At 51.5% G+C, this 17,349-nt stretch carries 15 protein-coding genes; 7 read left to right on the top strand and 8 right to left on the bottom strand.

Going from position 1 to position 17,349, the window contains the following annotated elements; genetic code table 11:
• Positions 1-64: 64 nt before the first annotated feature.
• Positions 65-823, top strand: coding sequence for a 6-phosphogluconolactonase (locus EG028_RS00235; RefSeq protein WP_120514045.1), 759 nt, complete (start codon positions 65-67; stop codon positions 821-823).
• Between the two features lie 114 nt (positions 824-937).
• Here EG028_RS00235 and EG028_RS00230 read toward each other — a convergent pair whose 3' ends face one another.
• Positions 938-1,999, bottom strand: a complete 1,062-nt coding sequence (locus EG028_RS00230; RefSeq protein ID WP_120514584.1) for a LacI family DNA-binding transcriptional regulator — start codon at positions 1,997-1,999, stop codon at positions 938-940.
• 70 nt (positions 2,000-2,069) lie between these two features.
• Here EG028_RS00230 and EG028_RS00225 point away from each other — a divergent pair, with 70 nt between their 5' ends.
• A complete protein-coding gene (locus tag EG028_RS00225) occupies positions 2,070-3,083 on the top strand; it encodes a glycoside hydrolase family 43 protein (RefSeq protein WP_120514044.1) in 1,014 nt (337 codons plus the stop codon).
• Between the two features lie 70 nt (positions 3,084-3,153).
• Here EG028_RS00225 and EG028_RS00220 read toward each other — a convergent pair whose 3' ends face one another.
• The 5 genes from EG028_RS00220 to EG028_RS00200 all read right to left on the bottom strand — a co-directional run bounded on the left by EG028_RS00220 (position 3,154) and on the right by EG028_RS00200 (position 7,948).
• Positions 3,154-3,825: an SGNH/GDSL hydrolase family protein gene (locus tag EG028_RS00220; RefSeq protein WP_120514043.1), complete on the bottom strand. Its 672-nt coding sequence runs from the start codon at positions 3,823-3,825 to the stop codon at positions 3,154-3,156.
• 305 nt (positions 3,826-4,130) lie between these two features.
• Positions 4,131-4,925: an SDR family NAD(P)-dependent oxidoreductase gene (locus EG028_RS00215; RefSeq protein WP_120514042.1), complete on the bottom strand. Its 795-nt coding sequence runs from the start codon at positions 4,923-4,925 to the stop codon at positions 4,131-4,133.
• 23 nt (positions 4,926-4,948) lie between these two features.
• Positions 4,949-6,115, bottom strand: coding sequence for a hypothetical protein (locus EG028_RS00210; RefSeq protein WP_120514041.1), 1,167 nt, complete (start codon positions 6,113-6,115; stop codon positions 4,949-4,951).
• Positions 6,102-7,079 (bottom strand): DUF2157 domain-containing protein, encoded by a 978-nt coding sequence (locus EG028_RS00205; RefSeq protein WP_120514040.1) that lies wholly within the window; start codon positions 7,077-7,079, stop codon positions 6,102-6,104. Before EG028_RS00205 ends, EG028_RS00210 begins: the two co-directional genes overlap by 14 nt.
• A gap of 14 nt (positions 7,080-7,093) precedes the next feature.
• The gene (locus EG028_RS00200; protein WP_120514039.1) at positions 7,094-7,948 is read right to left on the bottom strand and encodes a pirin family protein; all 855 of its coding nucleotides are present in this window, start codon (positions 7,946-7,948) and stop codon (positions 7,094-7,096) included.
• A gap of 92 nt (positions 7,949-8,040) precedes the next feature.
• On the opposite strand from EG028_RS00200, the gene EG028_RS00195 reads away from it, so the two are divergent.
• The 3 genes from EG028_RS00195 to EG028_RS00185 all read left to right on the top strand — a co-directional run bounded on the left by EG028_RS00195 (position 8,041) and on the right by EG028_RS00185 (position 13,067).
• Entirely contained in the window at positions 8,041-9,162 is a 1,122-nt protein-coding gene (locus tag EG028_RS00195) for a helix-turn-helix transcriptional regulator (RefSeq protein ID WP_120514038.1), read from the top strand.
• A gap of 77 nt (positions 9,163-9,239) precedes the next feature.
• Entirely contained in the window at positions 9,240-11,150 is a 1,911-nt protein-coding gene (locus EG028_RS00190) for a M1 family metallopeptidase (RefSeq protein ID WP_120514037.1), read from the top strand.
• A gap of 948 nt (positions 11,151-12,098) precedes the next feature.
• Positions 12,099-13,067, top strand: coding sequence for a bifunctional helix-turn-helix transcriptional regulator/GNAT family N-acetyltransferase (locus tag EG028_RS00185; protein WP_120514036.1), 969 nt, complete (start codon positions 12,099-12,101; stop codon positions 13,065-13,067).
• Positions 13,068-13,072: 5 nt separating this feature from the next.
• Here the strand turns inward: EG028_RS00185 and EG028_RS00180 are convergent, their stop codons facing one another.
• The gene (locus tag EG028_RS00180; protein ID WP_120514035.1) at positions 13,073-14,263 is read right to left on the bottom strand and encodes a DUF1624 domain-containing protein; all 1,191 of its coding nucleotides are present in this window, start codon (positions 14,261-14,263) and stop codon (positions 13,073-13,075) included.
• 62 nt (positions 14,264-14,325) lie between these two features.
• Entirely contained in the window at positions 14,326-14,793 is a 468-nt protein-coding gene (locus EG028_RS00175) for a DinB family protein (RefSeq protein ID WP_120514034.1), read from the bottom strand.
• Positions 14,794-14,883: 90 nt separating this feature from the next.
• On the opposite strand from EG028_RS00175, the gene EG028_RS00170 reads away from it, so the two are divergent.
• Both EG028_RS00170 and rnhA read left to right on the top strand, forming a co-directional pair.
• Positions 14,884-16,521, top strand: a complete 1,638-nt coding sequence (locus EG028_RS00170; protein ID WP_120514033.1) for an acyl-CoA carboxylase subunit beta — start codon at positions 14,884-14,886, stop codon at positions 16,519-16,521.
• A gap of 37 nt (positions 16,522-16,558) precedes the next feature.
• Complete coding sequence (rnhA, locus tag EG028_RS00165) at positions 16,559-17,023, top strand: ribonuclease HI (RefSeq protein WP_120514032.1); 465 nt, start codon at positions 16,559-16,561, stop codon at positions 17,021-17,023.
• Positions 17,024-17,349 lie beyond the last annotated feature (326 nt).

Below are 17,349 nucleotides of genomic sequence, written 5' to 3'. Positions count from 1 at the left end.
ATACGCTTTACAATGAAGGCGGCGCCGCGCAGCAACGCCCATCACAACTTTAAGAAATAATCATATGCTACTAAAAGACCAGCTGAAGATACACAGATACGATACGAGGAAACAGATGGGCGCTGTCGCCGCCGCCATGGTGGCGGACAAGATCAAAGAACTGCTCAGCGTGCAGGAGCACCTGAACATCATATTTGCCGCCGCTCCCTCGCAGCAGGAATTCCTTGAAACACTGGCCGCAGACGCCAGTATTCCCTGGGACCGCATCAATGCTTTTCATATGGATGAATATGCCGGCCTGCATGCGGATGCCCCGCAGGGCTTCGGCAACTTCCTGAAAGCGCGCATCTTTGGCAAAGTACCTTTCCGGGCTGTTCATTATATCAACGGCAATGCTGCCGACCTGGATGAAGAATGCACCCGTTACGCCGCCCTGCTGAATAAGGAAGGCGTGGATATTGTGAATATGGGGATAGGGGAGAACACCCACATCGCCTTCAATGACCCACATGTGGCGGATTTTGAAGACCCGGCCACCGTAAAAGTGGTGGACCTGGACCTGGCCTGCCGTCAGCAGCAGGTGAACGATGGCTGTTTTGCCGCTTTGGACGAAGTGCCTACGCATGCGCTGACGCTCACGGTGCCGGCGCTGTACCGCGCCAGGTTCGTGTATTGTATGGTGCCCGGCCCCACCAAGGCTGAGGCTGTCTGGCAAACGCTCAATGCACCGATAGCGGCTGAGCATCCGTCCACGATATTAAGGCGCCACCCTCGTGCACAGTTGTTTATCGATGCGGACAGCGGGGCGAAACTTGAAAAATAAAGTATCACAACCTCAATACTTCTGCTACTAAAAAAGTACTTCAATAGCGATCAAGTACAAAATTAAGGCCGCTTCATCTTCATGAAGCGGCCCTTATATTAATAGCAGAGTAGGTCAGTTTTTATAATACGCGTGGTTTTCCCGCGTAATGATATCTATCGGCATAAAGGATACTTTCTCCACGGGCGCGGCCATCACGAGATGCTGGTACAGCGCCATGATGCCCCGGTAGCCCTGTTCCTGCGGCTTCTGGCAGATGAGGAAGTCTATCACGCTTTTTTGCAGGTAGGCGATATTTTCCGGCAGGAAGTCGTAACCCACGAGCAGGATGCCTTTTTTGCCTTTGTTTTCCAGGTAATGCGCCACGTTTGCCACGCGGGAGTTGGTTACAAAGATGGCTTTGATATTGGGTGTTTCATCCAGCACTTCGGATACTTTCTTTTCAACAGATCGGTCGTTCGTCTGCCGGATATCTATTTTGACGATCCGTTTGTCGTTATCCTTAAAATAAGACCGGAAACCTTCTTCCTTGCGAAGCAGGTGGTGGTGGTTCTCTATCTCGTGCGATACGTTCACCACCAGTATCTTGTCCCTGGGTTGTATGCAATAATTGATCACATGCGCGCTGAGATAACCGCTGTGAAACAGGTCCGGGCCGATATAACAAAGGCTTTCGCGGTTCGGTATGTCTGAGTTGATAAATACGTAGGGGATGTTTTTTTCTTTCAGCGCGTCGGTGAAGGTGATGGATTCCTCGATAAAGGAAGGCGCCAGCAATATCCCGTCCACTTTGGATTTGAGTATCTGTTTGGTTTGTTTGACGAAAGAGGTTTTGCTGTTGAGGTCAAAAAAATACCGGTCCACCCTGATGCCCATCTGCCTGATCTCTTCTTCCGCCTGTTGTATGCCTGCGAGCGGGGCCGCCCAGAAAGCGGTTTCCGCGGACACGGAGGGGATGAGTATGGCGAAGTTGAGTACCTTCCTGGATGCCAGCCTGCTGGCGATGATATTGGGCTGATAGTTCAGCTCCTGTATGATTTTCTCGATCTTCGTCCTGGTTTTGGCGCTTACGCCGGATCTGTTATGGATCACCCTGTCCACCGTTGCGATAGAGACTTTCGCCCTGCGCGCGATCTCTTTTACGCCGTTGGGCTGGTCGTTTTGATTCGCTTTCATAGCTGTATTTACACGTGTACGTACCCGAAAGTAGTGAAAAACAAATAAACGGAATTTTTTATTTTGTACCATGAAAAAGACCCTGACCCTGCTGCTGACCATGGCGGCAGGCATACTCCACGCACAGGAAAACACCTTTACAAACCCGTTGCTGCCTTCCGGCGCGGACCCGTTTTCCTTCTACAAAGACGGTTACTATTATTACACCCACACCACCGCCTCGAGTGTTGACCTTTGGAAAACGCGCAGCCTGGCGGACCTGAAAACCGCCGAGCACAAAACCATTTACCGCCCGCCTTCGGGAACGCCCTTTTCGAAGCACCTCTGGGCGCCGGAGATACACTTCCTGCAAGGTAAATGGTATGCCTATTTTGCGGCCGATAGCGGCAAAAACGAAGGCCACCGGATGTATGTGCTCGAAAATGCATCGGCGGACCCTATGAGCGGGGAATGGACCTTTAAAGGCAGGGTGGCGGACCCCTCAGACAAATGGGCCATCGACGGGAACCTGTTTGAATACAAAAAACAGCTGTACATGATCTGGAGCGGCTGGGCAGGCGATAAGGACGAGCGGCAGAGCATTTACATCGCGAAGATGAAAAATCCCTGGACCATCGAAGGCAAACGCATCATGCTTTCCACGCCCGAACATGAATGGGAAAAAAGCGGCCAGAAGGTAGTTGTGAATGAAGGCCCGCAGGCGCTCATGCATGAGGGTAAACTCATGATCGTATATTCCGCCAGCGGCTGCTGGACGGACCACTACGCCCTCGGCCTGCTGCGTTTCTCCGGCAAGGGCAGCCCTATGGACAGCGCCGCCTGGACCAAACACCCGGAGCCTATCTTCAAAACCAATACCGCCAACAAGGTATTTGCCCCCGGCCACAATTCGTTTTTCCAGTCACCGGATGGGAAAGAGGACTGGATACTGTACCATGCGAACAATGCGCCGGGGCTGGGCTGCGGAGGCAAACGCTCGCCGCGTATGCAACGTTTCAGCTGGAGCAAGGACGGTATGCCGGTATTTGGAGAGCCGGTTGTGGAAGGGGCTGTGCTGGCACGGCCGGGAGAGAGTACAAAATAGATACTGCATTCAATAAAAAACGAAGCGCCTCCATTACTGAAGGCGCTTCGTTTTAAAACAAGATTTTTTATTACAATTTTACAAGGATCTCCCCGATAGATTTCGCCACGAGCGCATTCCCTTCTTTATTCAGGTGTACACCGTCCGTGGTCAGTATCCCTTTTTCCGCATTCTGCGGGTTATTGGTTTTGTCGAAGTCTGTAAACAGTTTGCGGAGATCGCAGAGGGGCAGGCTGGTTTCCTGGCTGATAGCGCGGATGCTGCTGGAAAAACGGTTCAACTCAACGTCCTGCGAATTGTCGCCGTCTTTCTTTTCGCCGATCACTGCCGGGGTGCAAAGGATCACTTTAGCGCCGTTGGCCTGTATCTTTTTGATCAGCGCGCGGTAGAAGCCGCCGAATTTGTCCAGGTCCGTGCCGGTATGGGACGTGGCTTTGTGCCAAACGTCGTTCACACCGATATAGATCACTACCACATCGGGTTTCTTTTTTAATACATCATCTTCCATGCGGAGGTAAAGGTCATATACCTTGTTGCCGCCTATGCCCGCGCCGATCAGTTCATACTGGTCTGCATGGCTTTTCTGAAGGATGCCACCCAGCTGCGTGATGTAGCCATCGGGGCTTACGCCGGCCTGTGTAATGGAATCTCCGAAAAAGATCACTTTTTTCTTTTTAGGCAGCCCCGCGGAGAGAAGGGTGATGGCACTGAGAACGAGGAACATCGTTGAAAGTCGTTTCATGACTGGAATTTTTATGGTAGAAATGTCAAGATAGGGAAAAGTCCGGCAGTTTGCAAGCCCGGTGGCGCTCAAATACCCAGTTCTGGGTATTCCTGGTCTTACGCCCATCGGTTACATTTGCGCGGTGAGCGCAAAGGTGTATTTCACAGTGTAAACCAGTGTGATTGATCCGGGGAGATGATAGTGACAGGATTTTTAGAGGTGAGACCAGGAAAGCGGCAGTGGGGCGCGGAATTAACTTGAATAGTGTACAAGGTGTAATAAAAAAGAACGCCTTTCCATGGTTAGGAAAGGCGTTCGTATTTTTAATAAATGCTGTTCACCAGTCCGCCTTCTGCTTTCAGCGCCGCACCGTTGGTGGCGGAGGAAAGTGGGCTGGCAATGTAAGTGACCATGTTCGCGATCTCCGCTACATCCGCAAAACGCTGGAGGAGAGAAGAAGGGCGCATGGTTTTGAAGAAATCTTTTTCCGCTTCCTGTGGCGTAATGCCTTTGGACTCGGCTACCTGTTTGATGAACTCCACTACGCCTTCGCTTTTGGTAGGGCCGGGCATTATGGTGTTCACGGTCACGCCGGTGTTTTTGGTAAGCAATGCAAGCCCGCGGCTGATGGACAGCTGGGCGGTTTTGGTAGTGCCGTAATGGATCATTTCCTCCGGTATCATGATGGCGGATTCGCTGGAAATGAAGATGATGCGGCCCCAGTTCTTCTCCAGCATGCCGGGGAAATAATGACGGCTGAGCCTGATGCCGCTCATTACGTTCACTTCAAAAAAACGCAGCCATTCTTCGTCGGTGATCTCGGTAAATGGTTTTGGCTCAAAGATGCCCGCGTTGTTCACGAGTATATCTATGCCGGGTAGTTGTTCTGTGAGTTTGCGTACATCGTCCGCTTTGGAGAAGTCCGCCGCGATCCCGTTCACGGGGGCGCCGGGCACATGTCCTTTCAGTTTTTCCACGGCTTCCGCCACGCGTGCTTCCGTTCTGCCGTTGATAGTAACGGCGGCTCCTTCCAGCAGCAGCTGCTTGGCAATGGCATATCCGATACCCTGCGTGGAGCCGCTCACAAACGCTGTTTTTCCTTTCAATTGTAAATCCATGGTATGATTGCTTTTAATATCCGTTAATAATCCCCGGTGGCGCCGCCTCCTCCGCCGGTGCCTCCGCCGAACTTAAATGAATCGTCCGGCTGCGGGGTTTTATGAAATGTTTGTGCGATGATGATGGCTTCCGCGGCTTTCAGGCCGGTCATTTCTTCCCCTGATTCGTCCGCTTCGTAAGTGAAGCCGTAGCGTGGCTGCTTCAGGTAACGTATCACCGCCCAGGCGGCCACGATCAGTACAGCGCCTCCCAGTACCATAGCCGTTTCTATCGGCATCAGGCTGTGGTAATAGCGTACGGTGAATACGATCATACCGAGCAATATGAGCCCGGTGCGCAGGCGGATACGGTCTTTGCGGCGGATGCCGAAGTAGATATACACCGGCGGGATCACGAAGGTGAAGATCCAGAAGAGCCAGCCGATAGGCACGGGGCCTGTTTTGCCGAGCATTTCCGCGCCTACTTCGCGTACCACGAAATAATTACCCGCCATGTACAAAGTGATCAGCGCGGCAGTGGTTAATACGTCCAGGCAGGCTTCGTAGTGCCGGAATTGTTCTTTACCGGAGAGCCGGGAGAACAGGACATACGCCCCCAGTGAAACCAGCATGATAATGAACGGCATGAGGTCCGCCGCTATGGGAGATACTTCAAATCCTGCAAAAAATATAAACCCGATGGCGCTGCCAAACGCAGTGAGCGCCATGAGCATATCCGCAAAACGGAGGGTCATCCAGGTGGCGATGGCGCAGATGACGCCGCAGAGGAAAGAACCTTCCAAATCAAAATCTGTAAAAACGATCATGGCCGTCAATAGCGCGCCGCTGCTGGCCCAGGTGAGCGCGTCATCTATTCCGGACCGGTAATGCTTTTTGTCCTGCACCCACCATAGTTCCAGCATGGCATAACAGCAGCCTCCCCAGAAAAGTATCAGGCCGCCAATGAAGTTTTCATTATTCAGCCCGGCCATCATCACCAGCATTATCAGCCCGAGCGCGCAAATAACGATCACCGCCGTGAGCAGGAACAGCCCGATGCGGATAAAAAAATTAGGCGTGTATAATATTTCGGGGAATGCCGTTTTGATACCAGCCATCTCCACGGCGGTGATATTCCCCTTTTTGTATTCTGATTGAGCCTGATCGTTGATAACAGCATTATCCAGGCCGGTGGGGTTATATGCTATCATTCGTTTTCAGTTTTTTGTTTTGAACAATCAGCAACCTCACCACCGCCACAGCGGAACCGATAAAATAAAACAACCCGAGGTATATCCCTCCCAGGTCGAGGTTTGTGTAAAACAGCCACCGCAGGATCATATAACTCACCCCAATATACAGGTACAGCACGGTGATCATCATAAAATAAAAAGACTTCCGCTGTGAGCTTTGCCAGTAACAAAAAGCACCGATGCCGCAGAGTACCAGGAAAAAGAGATAATAGAATTCCAGCAGGAACATGCCGGCCAGCACGGCGATAAACAGGATGTGCACGCCGAAGTTGTCATACGTAAAAGCAAAATGTTTTTTGAAATCAAACCTTTCGCTGAGATAACCGGCCGTCATAAGTATAGCGCCCAGCAGCACACCGGTGTAGATGAGCCGGGTATCCGTGTTAAAGGCATTATTGCTTAGTATCTCGTATGGCGTGATGGCGATGCCCATCCATGCGGCGAAGTTCGTAATGGCCAGGCTCAGCACGCCGAGATGATCGAAATAATACGCGCTGAACAGCAGCACCAGCATGGGAATAAAAGTAGCCGAGCCATACCGTGTGCCAAACACATTGTATTGCGCCTGTAAATAAGTAATGAACGTGATGAACAGCAGGCAGGCCAGCAGTACGATATAATCCCAGCCCATATTCGGCGCCAGCACTTTATGACGGCTGAAGGGGCGTTTCTTTTTGTTGGCTATCACAAAACAAAGCCCGCAGGTAAGCCCTATTGCCAGCAGGATCACCTGGTGGCCGATGGTATCTATGTTTTTGTACACCAGTATGCCAAGGCCGCCGCTCAGCAATAAAACGCCAAGGTATAGCAGGGTGGTCACTTCCCAGTGAACGGAAAAGAGGCGGGGCAGCAGCAGCTTCTCCCGGCTCTCCGGCGAAAGCAGGCCCTGTTCGGAAAGTTTGTTGATGAGGCGTTGATTCATAGGTAAGGGGGTGTTTAATATGCAAGGGTGCCGAAGACCCCGTTTTTATAATCTTCAATAGCCTGGTCCACTTCTTCCATGGTGTTCATCACAAAGTTATCTTTCGCGGCCACCGGTTCATCGATCGGTTCGGCGGAGAGGAACAGGATACCGGCGTCTTCGTCCGCTGTGATGCTGATGCCGCTTTCTTCTTTTTCAAAGACATACAGCTGGTGCATGGAAGCGGCGGTGCCATTGACGGTCACGCTGCCGCGGAAGATGTACAGGAGCGCCTGGTAACCGGGCAACGCTTCTACCTGTACCTGTTTGCCTTTGGCAATGGTGCCGATGATGGCGGTGATGGGCGTGAAACTTTTCATGGGGCTGCTTTTGCCTTCGTAGCTGCCGCTTGCCAGGCGCAGTTGTACGCCTTCCTGCTCCAGCACAAAGGGCAGCTGATCCGCCGGGGCGTTCTGGTAATACGGATCGTCCCATTTATGCGCTTTGGGCACGTTCACCCAGATCTGTATCATTTCCTGTACGCCGCCTTTGGCAAGAAATTCTTTGGTAGGGCCTTCGCTGTGCAGCAGGCCTTTACCGGCGAACATCCACTGGATGCCACCAGTGGCGATGGTGCCCTTATGGCCCGCATTGTCCATATGATAACCTTCCCCTTCGATCATAAAAGAAACGGGGGAGAAGCCGCGGTGCGGATGCGGATGTATGCGCATCTCCGAGCCGGGGGGAATGGTTTCCGGGCCTATATGGTGTATGACGATAAAGGGATTGGCAAATCTGAAATCCTTATGAGGCAAGGGTTGTATCACGGTTTCCTCGGGGGTGATCTGTTTGGCACGGCCGGTGAGCACATGCGCAATCTTTTTGTTCATACCTGTTTATTTTCAGTCAGTTAACAAATTTAATCTATTGGCCCTCCATAAAAAAAATAAAATATCTTTAAGGCTGGTGACATTATAGCGGTATGAAACTGGACGTTTTTTCATTATTGGTATTGCTGGGAGCGTTACAAGCCTTGTTCTTCGGAGTGTACCTGTTGTTTGCAAAGTCTGAGAACAGGTTTCAGAACAGGATGCTTGCTTTTTTCATCCTCATCCTCAGTTACAACGGATTTGAAACCCTGAACTGGAGTTCGGAGCTTGGGAAGTACCTTTTTATCTTCGATATCTTCCCGTTTGTGCTGGTCTTCGCCATAGGCCCCAGCCTTTATTTATATGTACGTTCGTTCCGGAAAGTACCACCGGTGACGAAACCCTGGAAACACTTCCTGCTTATGTTAGTCCCTTTCACCAACCGCTTTTTGCTGGTGATCGGTTATTTTGTATGGAAATTCACGCCCAACCATTTTCTTCTTTTCCAGCCCGCCTGGCTGGACAAGTATTATGCTACCATAGCTGAGCCGGCCAGTATACTGTCTTCCTGTACCTATTACCTGTTCGCCGTGCTGGAACTCCGCCGTCAGCGTAAAGAGAGCCTGCTGATACCCGAAGAGTACCGCTGGCTGAAAATGCTGCTGGCTGTCATGGGTTTCTTTAACACCCTGTGGCTGGGCACCTACCTGTACGCCCATATCTTCAATGTATGGGGCGGTGAGCAGTATTACGTGATCGAAACCTTCCTTGTGATCTTTATCTACTGGGTCGGGTTCATGGGGTACCACCGTACGAAAATCATTTACGTTGCGCAGCAGAAAAAGACACAATCTTATTTTGATAATCTTTCCAAAGAGGATGTGGACAGGGTGGATGCCGCCCTTCGGAAAGCCATGGCGGAAGACCGCCTGTACCTGCAACAGGATATTTCCATACAGGGGGTGGCAGAGCATATCGGCACCAGCGCCAAAACATTATCCGCAGTACTGAACCAGCGGGTGGGCAAAGGATTTAACGAATATGTGAACGGATGGCGGGTGGAAGCCGTGAAGGAAATGATGCTGGACCCGACCCATGCGCACCTTACTATCACCGGTATGGCCTTCGAATGCGGGTTCAATTCCCAGCCTACTTTCCAGCGCGCTTTTAAGGCGGCCACCGGGCAGACGCCCCGGGAATTTATGCAGGGAACTTCTATCCAAAAACAGCCATGATACTGCTCAAATCCGGATTTGAATAGGCCCGGAAGGAGCCTTTTTGTTGGTTTGCCATTGAACGAAAACCGACAATCATGTTATCCAGAATTATCGTCATCCTGCTTTTCCTGGGCGCAGGTACACGGGCAGGCGCGCAAACCACCGCCAATTACGAAGGCATTTACCAGTACAACCCGGAATGCCCCCGGGTGTTCATGATCAGGGCGGACAGCGGCAAATTATGGTTTCACCGGGCCTTATCCAACGATCAGCGGGCACAACTGCTACCCATTACCCTCCACAAATTTAAGATCGACAAACTGCAACCCGAAGTAACCCTTGAATTCCAGGTGGACGACAAAGGGGTAACGACCGGGATGGTGGTACGGCAGGGCGGCAGCTTTGAGTGTTACAAGCTCCGCGGAACCACGGACATGCCGGATGCAGGCCGTCTCTCCAACCGGAAGAACGGTTTTACCAGGGCGGATACGCTTCGGGGGAAGCTCAGTCCGGACAGGAGTTGTTATGACGTGGATTATTACCATCTTACCGTAGACATTGTACCCGACAAACGCAGCCTGAGCGGCAGCACGCTGATACATTTTAAGACAGTTTCCCCCTTCAGCCAGCTGCAGATCGACCTGTACGCTCAGATGACGATAGACAGCATCATTTACAAAGGCCGGCCGCTTTCTTATACCCGCGAATTCAATGCGGTGTTCGTCCGTTTTCCGGAAGAGTTCAAGGCGGGCGATAAGGGCCGGTTCGAGGTCTTTTACCACGGCATGCCGCAGGAGCCGGACCTGAACGCGCCCATGCACGGCGGCTTTGTCTGGCGGCTGGACGACAACCGCAAACCATTTATCCAGGTAGCCTGCCAGGGTTCCGGCGCCAGCCTCTGGTGGCCGAACAAAGACCATCTTTCAGACGAGCCGGATAGCATGCGCATCACCGTTACCGTGCCGGAAGGATTGCAGAATATCTCCAATGGCAGGCTCCAGCGCAAAGAAACGCTGGCAGATAAACGGAACCTTACCGAATGGCTGGTGACATACCCCATCAACAACTATAACGTGACCGTAAATATCGGGGACTACCGTCATGTGGCGGATACCCTCGGCGATCTCACCCTTGATTATTATTACCTGCCCAATCACCGGGATTCAGCGATGAAACTGTTCAAGGAAGTAAAACCCATGCTGCGGTTCATGCAGGCGCATTTTGGCCCTTATCCTTTCCAAAGGGACGGGTTCAGGCTGATAGAAACACCTCACCCGATGGAGCACCAGAGCATCGTGGCCATGGGCGGCCTGGGCGGTGGGCACGACGGCATGCGGCGGCTGATGTGGCATGAATCGGCGCATGAATGGTGGGGGAATAACGTGAGTGTAAAAGACCTCGCCGATTTCTGGCTGCACGAAGCATTTGCCACTTATACCGAAATGATGGGCGTGGGTATGTATAAAGGTGAAAAAGAAGCGCTGCGCCAACTGGGCGAAGACAAACCAGGCAATAAAGAACCTATCATCGGGGAGCGGGATGTGAATCATATCCACTACGGTCTTTGGGATATCTACGGCAAAGGCGCCCGCATCGTGCAGATGATCCGCGCGATGCTGAATGACGATAAACAGTTTTTTGACATCCTGCGTGGCATCCAGGAGGAATACCGCTCTAAAACAGTAACCACCGCGGATATTACCGGTTATATCATCCGCCGCAGCGGCATGGACCTTCAGCCCTTCTTCGACCAGTACCTGCTGAGCACAAAGGTGCCCGAGCTGGAGCTTGGATTTCAGCAGGAAGGAGCGGACCTGGTATTGCGGTATAAATTCAGCAACGCGAATGTTGGTTTTAAGATGCCGGTAAAGGCCTTTCTTCCAAAGGATAACACAGTGTTCCTTGATGCCACTACGGAATGGAAGACCCTCCGCCTAAAAAACACGACGGAAAAGGATTTTAACCTGGATACCGCGCATTACTACATGACGGTAAAGAAGGCGTAGGTATGATATTGTAAATATACAGGCGGGCGCATCCGGATTATGTTCCCGCTGCTTGGTGAGTGTATGGCAGGCGCACGGTGGATCGTGTGCCTGCTTTTTTTTTTATTGGCCCCAGCCGTTAGTTAAAACTATGCACTTTAGTACAGGGGCTTTAGTCATGCGGGAAAATCTAACACAGAACTGGCCTTGTTTGGGGCGTCGTTGTGAAAGGTCGTCATTGCGAGGAGCAGCGGGGGATTTGTGCAGGAGCCGCGACGAAGCAATCTCCATATCCTGGCGTACCTCCATTCGATGGAGGAGATTGCTTCGTCGCCCAACCACTTTAGCGCTGCTGCTCCTCGCAATGACGGGGCTGTGTAATGCTTCATAAATGTTCATTATTTGAACATTTTCCTGCTTTGCCTCCAAAAATAGGTAGCCATGGTAGCGGGTTTCAGGCAAGGGTGATCCTATATTAACAGTATAGGCCTTTTTAGGTGGCTATATGGAAGATATAGGATAGATATAGGATAAACGGAGTTGAGGCGGAGATGAGGCGGACTTGATGCGGGTTTAAAAAATATCACCCTTCCGGGGAAGCCCAATGGGAGAGGGTTTTACAATGAAAAAGGAAGGCCCGGGACAAACCGGGCCTCCGTGCTCAGGAACTGAAATGCTACTAATAAAACGGGTATTTTATCAACCAACTAAATTTTACTCTTCAAAGGGCAGCTTCGCGGGCTCCGTTTTCCGGACCATCCCCAGCGCCACCGCAACCAGGCCAAAAGCGATATAACAAAGCAGATGCGCCATTTGTATGCAAATAAGCGCTTTATTGCCGGCCCCGACAGGGAGCTTCTACGGTAATTTCAGCGTAGATATACGTATCCGGGAGGGTAGTTGCTGTTGTCAAATAAAATAGTTGACAAAATCAACTAAATTGCTATTTTTGTTAAAAGCAACCTAACGATGTTACAGGAAACCATCACGGCAAAGGAACCGATTATATCACAGGAAGCCGCTCTCATAGCGGGTATCAGGAAATTTAACCGTTATTATACGAGCCAGCTGGGCCTTTTGCAGCAGCATATCTTCGACAGCGAATATTCCCTTACGGACGTCAGGGTGCTGTATGAGGTGCAGTTCAACGGCAAAACCACCGCCACCGGCATCCGGGAGGCGCTGGGCATAGACCCGGGTTATCTCAGCCGCATTCTCCGGAAATTTGAGAAACAGGGCCTGGTGATCAAACATCCGCTGCCGGAAGACGGTCGCTCTTCCCACCTTACGCTTACGGCGCGGGGAGAAAAGCTGATGCGGACGATGAACGAACTGTCGGACAACCAGATCAGGCAGATGCTGGAAAACCTTGCGCCGGAAGAACAAACAAAGACCGGCGAAGCGATGCGGCAGCTGAGATACCTGCTGAAGGCGCCCGGTGGCGCGCCGCGCCTGGAAGATGTGGAGATCCGCCACGATCTGCGGCCCGGCGACCTGGGTAATATCGTGCGGCTGCACGGCGAGGTATACGCCAAAGAATACGGCTACAATATTGAATTTGAACAATACGTGATGGAAACCATCGGCGAATTCATGAAAGCCTACGACCCGGCGAAAGACCGCGTATGGCTGGCCAGCTGTTTTGGCGAAATAATTGGCATGATCGCCATCATCCACCGGCCGGACCGGCAGGGGCAATTGCGCTGGTTCCTGCTACGGCCCGATTTCCGGGGCATCGGCCTGGGCAGGGCGCTGATGGATAAAGCCATGGAATTCTGCCGACAGCAGCAGTTCAAAGAAGTCTATCTTTTAACCACGAACCAGCAGGGCACAGCCGCTTCGATCTATACAAAACACGGGTTTATGAAAACCGCATCCGTCCCTGAAACCCTTTGGGGGCAGGATCTTTACGAAGAAAGATATGTACGGAAAATGTAGAGGGCTCAGAGATAACTCAGCCACCACTGCCTGTGCGTACGTTTGTATTCGGAGTACCACTTGCAGGGTTTATACAATGCAGCCACCAGGGCAATCCAGATGATATATACGACCCACAGCGGATACCCGAAATCCACCGGCCTGAACAGGAATGGTACCTGTGGGTCCACGATATCGTTCACGCCATAACCATGTATGAAGAAGAGGATCATACAAAGCAGGTGAATGGCATAAAAATGAATGATGTAATAAAAGAAGGGCACGCTTCCATACACTTTGCATATCTGCGCAAAACGGCCGCGCGCATGTTCAAAAGCAGCCAGCGCCAGCAGGCCCGGACCGAGGGTGGCGCAGGTATACATCAGTGAAGGCGGGTACTTTGCAACGTTCATAAAAGAAAAGATAGTTTGCTGCAACGTCGGGAAGGGCTGCCAGGGCCGCGGATCGCCATAGACGTTCACCGCTCTCAGTACAAAAAAACTTCCGATCATCGCAAGGCCCGCCGTAATCAATACCTGTTTCCTGGTTGCCACCGTCACATCCGGCTGGAATAACCTTCCCAAGCCATAGCCCAACATCATAATGCCCACCCAGGGAAGGAATGGATAAAATACGATCACGCCATGACCAGGGAATATCTCGAAGAAAGTGAATTGCTGCAGATGTGCGAACTCCCATAAAGGCCCGGCTTTAAATCCCGGCTGGGACTCCCAGAAATTCAGGATGTTGTGCCCGAAAGTGACCAGCAGGCCCAGGCCGAGGACGGCCTGCCAGGGCAGGAATACAAATAGGGCAAGAAATAGGAAACTCACGCCGATGGCCCATATCACCTGGAGAAATATGGTGTTCATCAAGGGGTTAAAAGTAAGACCAAAAGAAACAACGGTCACTTCTATGAGTATCAGCCACAAACCGCGTGAGAGCAGGAAACGGCTGATCTCCGCTTTGGTTTTGCGGCCGTTCATCAGTTGCACGGACATACCGGAAAGAAATACAAAAATAGGGGCGCAGAAATGCGTGATCCAGCGGGTCATATACAAAGCGGGATAAGTCGTTTGCGGGTCCAGCGGATCGGATGTAAAGGCGGCGGTATGAAAGAAGTCCCGCACATGATCCAGCGCCATCAATATCATTATCAGACCTCTCAGCACATCAATGGAATAAACCCGTTCACGGGAGAAGGCAATAGGTTGCATGATATATATTTTACTGCTAAAATACATTAATCCGCCAGCCCGGGCTATAGTACTTTAGTACCTTATTCCTTTTCCGAGTAGCGGTGCAGCACCACGATCTGCCCGAGATGATATGCGGCGTGCTGCAATATGCCCTGGATATAATAATAAGCGTTGTGCTGGGTGTTTGGGATGGGCAGCCATAGTTTCTCCTCGGGGAAGTTGCGGATGGTTTCGGCCATGGTGGTAATGGAATGTTCGAAGCGGTGAAGCGTGGCCTGCCAGTTGTTCTCCCCATGGTTTTCCGGGTAATAAAAATCGGGCAGGTCGCCGTCCTGCTCGGGTTTTTCTCCCATTAGTTTGCGGGTAACGTTCTGATGCCAGAAAATGATATGGTTCACCAGCTCCCAGGTGTTGTGGGAGGTGTTGAAACGGCGGCCGGCTTCTTCGGCGGTCATATCCTGGAGATGTTCCATAAAAGTTACATCCAGCCAGGGATCGCCCTGGTAAAGATGCTGTAATGATTCTGCGAGAACAACTAGTGTGGACATGCGGGTTCGTTTTGGATGTTTAGATGTTTATACAATTAGCAGGCCATTCCCCCATTTTCCCTTACATTTAGTTCAAATTATCATCACTTTATGGAGCAACAGCAACTGGAATTTAATAAAAATGAGGATAATATGCGCAGGTTGGTGAGCACAATGAAAACGAAGCTCTCCACGATCGAACAGGGCGGAGGTAAAAAAAGCCTTGAAAAGGTGCGCCAGCGTGGCAAATTGACCGCCAGGGAAAGGATCGCTGCGCTGATAGACAAAGACAGCCGTTTCCTTGAACTGGGCGCTTTTACCGCGTATGAGATGTACCCCGAGTATGGCGGCTGCCCGGCGGGCGGCACCGTGGCCGGACTGGGATATGTGAGCGGCCGCCAGTGCGTGATAGTAGCAAACGATATGACCGTAAAAGCAGGGGCCTGGTTCCCGCTGACCGGCAAAAAAAACCTGCGCCTGCAGGAAATAGCCATGGAGAACAAACTGCCCGTCATCTACCTGGTAGACAGTGCGGGCGTATTCCTGCCCATGCAGGACGAGATCTTCCCGGACAAAGAACACTTCGGCCGCATCTTCCGCAACAACGCGAAGATGAGCGCCATGGGCATTACGCAGATAGCGGCCGTCATGGGCAGCTGCGTGGCTGGCGGGGCTTACCTGCCCATCATGAGCGATGAAGTGCTGATGGTGGAAGGCAACGGCTCCATCTTCCTGGCCGGCCCATACCTTGTAAAAGCCGCTATCGGTGAGGACGTGGACGCGGAAACCCTCGGCGGCGCCATTACCCACACGGAGATTTCAGGCATTGCCGATTATAAGTTTAAAACAGATGAAGAATGCCTGGAACGCATCCGCCATATTGTATCCCGCATCGGGCACAACAACACTGCCGGGTTTGACCGCATTGCGCCCCAGGAACCGGAGAAACCGGCGGAAGGCCTCTATGGCATCATCCCGCAGGACAGCACCAAATCTTACGACGTACGCGAAGTGATCCATCATATCGTGGATGGCTCTGTGTTTGAAGAATACAAAGAAGATTACGGCAAAACCATCCTCTGCGGCTATGCCCGTATAGACGGCTGGGCGGTGGGCATTGTGGCGAACCAGCGGAAGATGGTAAAAAACAAAAAGGGTGAAATGCAGATGGGCGGCGTGATCTATAACGACAGCGCGGACAAGGCTGCCCGTTTTATCATGAACTGCAACCAGAAAAAGATACCCCTGGTATTCCTCCAGGACGTGACCGGTTTTATGGTGGGCAGCCGCAGCGAACATGCCGGCATCATCAAAGACGGGGCAAAGATGGTGAATGCGGTAGCGAACTCCGTGGTGCCCAAGATCACCGTGATCATCGGCAACTCATACGGCGCGGGCAATTACGCGATGTGCGGCAAGGCCTACGACCCGCGTTTTATCTTTGCCTGGCCGAATGCCAAAATAGCCGTAATGGGCGGCGAACAGGCGGCCAAAACGCTGTTGCAGATACAGGTGGCATCCCTCAAAGCCAAAGGCGAAACGATCACGCCGGAATCCGAAGCGGCTTTGCTGAAAGAGATCACCGACCGGTATAACAGCCAGACTACTCCATACTATGCCGCCGCCCGCCTCTGGGTGGACGAGATCATCGATCCCGCGCATACCCGGATGGTGATCGCCGAATGTTTAAAGGCCGCCAATCAGGCGCCGGTGGAAGAAATATTCAGGACGGGGGTGATACAGGTGTAAATTCCATTAAATTTGCGACCTCTAAAAGCACGGCATTTTGACGAATCAGCATTTGATCATTTATACAGACGGCTCTGCGCGCGGCAATCCGGGCAGGGGAGGATACGGCATTGTACTCATCTGGGGCAAGGTACGCAAAGAAATGAGCCAGGGTTTCCGCATGACCACCAATAACCGGATGGAACTGCTGGCCGTGATCGTGGCGCTGGAAGCACTCACCAAAGAAGGCCTTCATATCATGATCTATACGGACAGCCAGTACGTGGTGAACTCCGTGGAGAAAGGATGGATATGGAACTGGGTGAAGACCGGTTTTAAAGACAAAAAGAACGTTGACCTCTGGCAGCGGTTCATTCCGCTGTACCGGAAACATAAAGTGCAGTTTCACTGGGTGAAAGGACATGCCACCAACCCTGAAAATAACCGCTGTGATGAGCTGGCGACCGCTGCCGCGGATGGGGGCGGGTTATTGGTGGATGAGGGGTATGAGAGGGGGATGTGAGGCGTTTTGAAAAAATAATATGACTTTTAGTCGGGAAATTATACTTTTCTGCCAAACATACACCTGTGAAATATTTATTCATCCTTGCATTGGTTTTTCCAGCAAGCACCGTCAGGAAAATTTAATATTGAATCTGACACCCAAAGTATATTTTAGCTTTTAAATAATTACCTGTGGAATATGCAGTCATTTTGTGTTGACTTTACATGTTATGAGGACTTGTATCCCCTAGTGTTAACCCAGGCTCTTTCGCAGGTAGGTTCATAGATATTAATCCGATCTTTTCTGCCGGATGATGTATCAACCGGCAGTTAAATTATTATCCC

The sequence above is a fragment of the Chitinophaga barathri genome, from assembly GCF_003807585.1.
GTDB classification, from domain to species: domain Bacteria; phylum Bacteroidota; class Bacteroidia; order Chitinophagales; family Chitinophagaceae; genus Chitinophaga; species Chitinophaga barathri.
The sequence above is the reverse complement of the archived record's forward strand: the minus strand, read 5'-3'. Positions and strand labels throughout refer to the sequence as shown.